The organism is Kitasatospora sp. NPDC056531 (assembly GCF_042794375.1).
Classification (GTDB): Bacteria; Actinomycetota; Actinomycetes; order Streptomycetales; family Streptomycetaceae; genus Kitasatospora.
Genome location: NZ_JBHTTU010000224.1, coordinates 1 through 4452, shown reverse-complemented (window position 1 = coordinate 4452; position 4452 = coordinate 1). Strand labels below are relative to the sequence as shown.

The following is a 4452-nucleotide window of genomic DNA, read 5'->3' as shown; positions in this document are numbered from 1 at the left end:
AACTCGCATGTCCGGTTCGGGGAGCGGGCCGGGGAAACGGACCAGCCGAAACGCTGGCACCGCGCCCCGGTCCGACTCCACTGGGCCACCGAGGCGTTGAACACCGAGCGCCGGGCCTCGTGAAACCGAGCCCGGCGCGAGCTCGGCGACCGGGACAAGGCGAGGGCGTTGAAGGACTCCCGCTTCGCGTTGTGGAAGAACGCCGAGGACCTGACCGACCGCCAGGCCGCCAAGCTCGCCTGGATCGCGGCCACAGACCCGCGCCTGCACCGCGCCTGGCGACTGAAGGAAGCCCTACGAGCCGTCTTCGCTCTGGCCAAGCACCGCCCCACCGCCGCCCTCAAGGCCCTGGACCAGTGGATCGGCTGGGCCCTCCGCTGCCGCATCCCCGCCTTCGTCGATCTCCAACGCACGATCACACGCCACTACGACGCCATCCGCTCCGCGCTGATCACCGGCCTGTCCAACGGCCTGATCGAGGCCACCAACACCAAGACCCGACTGATCATCCGCCGAGGCTTCGGCTTCCACTCCGCAGACGCCGTCATCGCCCTGGTCATGCTCACCCTCGCAGGCCCCCGCCCCACCCTCCCAGGACGCCAACCCACGACAGCCTGACCCACACATCAAGCAGGAGAGCCTCAAAAGGTCAAGGACCATGACCGAGCCCTGTGAACCCGCGTTGACACCGGACGCACCCGCACACTGCGCTGTGCGGGTGCCGTCCGGCCGGGCAGGGTCGCGTGTGATCAACCCAAAAACAGATTGATCGAAATGATCTTCCTGGCTACGCTGCCCGAGGTAATTCCGCAACCTGGAGGACTGTGCCATGGAGCTGAGCAATCGTCACACCGTCCTGATCGGCGCCGCCACCGCTGCCCTCGCCGCCGCCGCGGCCGTGGGAGTGAGCACGGAAGCGCTGCCCACCTCGTCCCACGGCATCGTGGTCGAGGCCCACATGGCACTCTCGGACCCCACGGTCGCGCACACCCAGCCTGCAGACGCCACCGACAGCCTGGTCGTCCCGGACCACGGCTACGTGCAATGAGTCGCTACCGCCCTGACCACAACCAGCGGACCGTGAACGGCTCCTGACGTGCACGAAGGCGTGGCCGCCCCCTTGGCAGCAGATCCCGTGAACCCCAGCCCCGACGGTACGGCGCCAGCCGACCAGTCCTGCGACCGGTCCGGTGCCAAGGTGGGCGACCCCGCCGTCCGGCTCATCGCCGAAACCGCCGAGCGGCTGGTCCGGCTCTGGGCCTCCCGCCCCGAGCTGCACCACGCCGGATGGGGCCGGCCGTTCCGGCCGCTCGGCGAGCTGCTGCCAGAGCAGGACATCGAATTCGCCGCACAGAACCCCCAGATGATCCCGCTGCTCTGGTATCCCGCGCTGCGCCACGGTACTCCCCGGTCGCCCGTGATCGACGTCTTTGACCACCTGCCCGCGGAGTTGGGACCGCCGCTCCCCCGGCGCCAGGAGCTCTCCCGCATCTACAGCTGGGCGCTGGCCTCGCGCACCGCCCTGGACTGGATCGGCGACTGCCTGGACGGGCGCGGCCTGCTGGAGGTCGGCGCGGGCAGCGGCTACTGGGCGTGGCTGCTGCGCGCCCGGGGCGTCGACGTCCTGGCCACCGACGCCGAGGCCCGCGCCGAGCGCAACGGCTGGACCGACCGCTTCCAGTTCACCGAGGTCCGTCCGGGCCGGGCCGCCGAGGACGCCGCCGCACACCCCGAGCGGGTGCTGGCGCTGCTCTGGCCCCCGCACCGCGACCCGATGGCTGCGGATACCCTGCGCGCCTACCAGGGCCCCGGCCTGTTCTACCTCGGCGACGGCGCTGGCGGGATCTGCGCCGATGAGTCCTTCTTCACCGAGCTTGCTGCCCGCTGGCGCCCGCTCTCCCGGTGCCCGCTGACACTGCGTTGGCTTGGCAACCGCGACACGGCCACCTTCTACGTCCGGCGTTGACCAGCCGTGTGCCTGCCGAATATCTCATCCAGCCAGGTCACGCGGCGTGTCGGTACTCGTGGATCACTCCGCCGAGCCGGTCGTGTCGGCGTATGTCCAGGCGAGAGATTCGTCCGGGATCAGTGATCGGCTCGGGCACCACGCGTAGGGGCGCAGCCTGGTTCATGGCCTGGTGGGGCTGGTGCGGGTTGTGGTGGTGCTCGAATTCGCGCGGGGCGTGGCGTAGGTGGTGCTCGTTCCGGATCAGGGTTCGGTCCAGGAGTTCGTGGCGGCGGGTCTGCACCCGGCGCTCCATGATGGCGTTCATGCGTGGCATGCGGGTGCCGGAGAGCATGACCTGGATGCTGGCGTCGCCGAGGATTTGGTCGAAGGGGGCTGGGAGCTTCGCGTTCCGGTCGCGGATCAGGTAGTTGACGGCGGCCCTGGTGTCTTTGAGGTCCGTGATCAGATTCCTGGCGGTCTGGCTGGCCCAGTGGGCGGTGGGGTGCGTGGTGGTGCCCAGGATGCGGATGTGGCGGGGAGGTGTGCTCGATGGCCGCGAGGATGTACTGGCGTTGGCCGGTCAGGGTGATGGTCTCGGTGGAGTCGCACGCCAGGATGGCGTTGGCCTGGGAGCGCAGGAAGTCGGCCCGGGTGGTGGTGCTGCGGTCGGGCGCGGGGTCGATGCCTTCGGCTTTGAGGATCTCCCAGACGGTGGAGGCGGCGACCTTGATGCCCAGGGTGGCGAGTTCGCCGTGCACGCGCCTGTAGCCCCATGACGGGTTCTCCTGTACCAGGCGCGGGATCAGGACGGGGATCGATCGGGCGGTGGGCGGGCGGCCCGGCCGCTTCGGCCGGCTGAGGCGGGCGTGGCGCTGCTTCATCAGGTCGCGGTGCCAGCGCAGCACGGTGTCCGGTTGGACCAGCAGTCGCAGGCAACGCAGGACCTCGCGCGGCAGCGGAGCGAGGAGCGCGGCGAGCAAAGCGCGGTCCTCCGGAGGAACTTCACCCTGTCCGCGCCGAGCTGGCGCTCAAGGACGGTGAGCTGATGGCGCAGGGAGAGGATCTCCACATCCTTGTCCCGGTCGCTCATCGGCAGCAGCCTCAAGGCAGCGAACGCGTTGGTAACGGTCAGGTATGCCAGACGGAGCAACACGAGTGATCATCCTGCCGCAGCCACCAAGCAAGTCCTTGAGCTGCATGGATGACATTCTCGGCAGGCTCAGCGTTGCCAGTTGGGGGTGTGTCATCCCTGTCCGTTCTCCCGATTCCTGGGCGTTGTTCATGGTCTACGACACGACTAACTTCGGGCCGTACTGCCTCGACCCGTGGTGCGAGAACCCCGACCCCGAGCGCCTCCCGGATCACGTGTGCGGGTGCTGGGTCTTAACTCCGGCCAAGCGTGCCGCTGCTGAACAGGAGGTTCCACCGCCAATGGGGGACGTGCCCCAGTCGGCGGCCGGCAGCGTGGTCCCGGCTCCGTTCGGCCCGCCGTTCCTCCGTTCCTTCTTGCGTCGCCGGGCCGCTGTTCAGCTGCACAGGGCCCATAGCGGCCAGAGTGAGGCGAGCAGCCCTGCCGTGGTGGCCGTGAGGTAGAGCGGGGCGGTGCCGAGGTGCTCGCGGTGCGGCGCGGTTCGGCGGGTGGTGGGTGGCGCGGTGTCGATGCGGATGGCTGCCAGGCGTGCGGCCCAGTCGGCGCCGGGTTGCTTGCGCACCACGATGCGCCAGGGGCGGGCGGTGTCGTAGTCGATGACAACGACGTGGCCGACGCGGTAGTCGTTCACCTCCGACAGGTGCACATCGACGCCCGCGTTGGCGCGGTAGGCAGGCCGGGTGGCCGGTGCGACCGTGAGGTCGAGTTGCAGCAGGACTTCCTCGCCTTCCCGGATCTCCCGGACCGCTTCGATCTTCGCGGCAGCCGTTTCCATGACCGGCGGGCCGTGCAGCCCGCGGCGCCGGCGTAGAACACGATGCAGCACGGTGAAGCCGGCCAGGCCGGTCCACGGCGCGAGGACGAGGCCGGCGACGATCAATCCCACGGCGGCCCTCGTACCGAGGTTGGCGAACCCCGCGGTGACCGCGCCAAGTTCGCCGCCGAGCAGCACGCACAACGCGAGTCCGCCCCAGAGCACCGTCGGCTCCCCCCTTTGCGGCCGCAGGTCAGGCGCGCATCGTACAGCCCGCGCGGGCGTCCGGGGAATGCCCGAACCGAGCAGCGCCGCAGATCAACTCGCGGTCACGCTGGGCAAGCCCGGGTTGGCGGGAGGGCGCTGGGCCGCCGCTGCGGCCTGTTCAAGGGTTCCCGTCCCGGCTCTGGGTTCGTATCCGCTCGGGGGGCGGGGTAGTCCGATGGTACTGTCGGCGGCTGCCGTCGTCATGGTTGTAGGACGCCGCGGCAAGGCGCGTGCGTTGGGTGGCTACTGAGCTTGATCGGGTGATGTCGGGGTCGTTCGGCTGACAGGCGCCGGACGGCTCCGGTAGCTGTTGGTTGTGAGATACGCGCAGGG

General features: G+C 69.7%; 3 protein-coding genes and 2 pseudogenes. 3 read left to right on the top strand and 2 right to left on the bottom strand.

Going from position 1 to position 4452, the window contains the following annotated elements; genetic code table 11:
* Nucleotides 1–81 precede the first annotated feature (81 nt).
* The 3 genes and pseudogenes from ACFQ87_RS44655 to ACFQ87_RS44645 all read left to right on the top strand — a co-directional run.
* A pseudogene (locus ACFQ87_RS44655) lies at nt 82–618 on the top strand (transposase); the annotation flags it as partial.
* 211 nt (nt 619–829) lie between these two features.
* Entirely contained in the window at nt 830–1048 is a 219-nt protein-coding gene (locus ACFQ87_RS44650; RefSeq protein ID WP_380616783.1) for a hypothetical protein, read from the top strand.
* Between the two features lie 87 nt (nt 1049–1135).
* On the top strand, nt 1136–1966 hold the full coding sequence (locus ACFQ87_RS44645) for a hypothetical protein (protein ID WP_380616782.1): 831 nt from the start codon (nt 1136–1138) through the stop codon (nt 1964–1966).
* A gap of 37 nt (nt 1967–2003) precedes the next feature.
* Here ACFQ87_RS44645 and ACFQ87_RS44640 read toward each other — a convergent pair.
* Nucleotides 2004–3101: pseudogene (locus tag ACFQ87_RS44640) on the bottom strand (integrase core domain-containing protein).
* A 373-nt stretch (nt 3102–3474) separates the two neighbouring features.
* The gene (locus tag ACFQ87_RS44635) at nt 3475–4077 is read right to left on the bottom strand and encodes a hypothetical protein (protein ID WP_380616781.1); all 603 of its coding nucleotides are present in this window, start codon (nt 4075–4077) and stop codon (nt 3475–3477) included.
* Nucleotides 4078–4452: the final 375 nt, after the last annotated feature.

Excerpts from the sequence above, each read along its gene's own strand:
- ACFQ87_RS44650 (WP_380616783.1), top strand. The coding sequence starts at position 830 with ATGGAGCTGAGCAATCGTCACACCGTCCTGATCGGCGCCGCCACCGCT.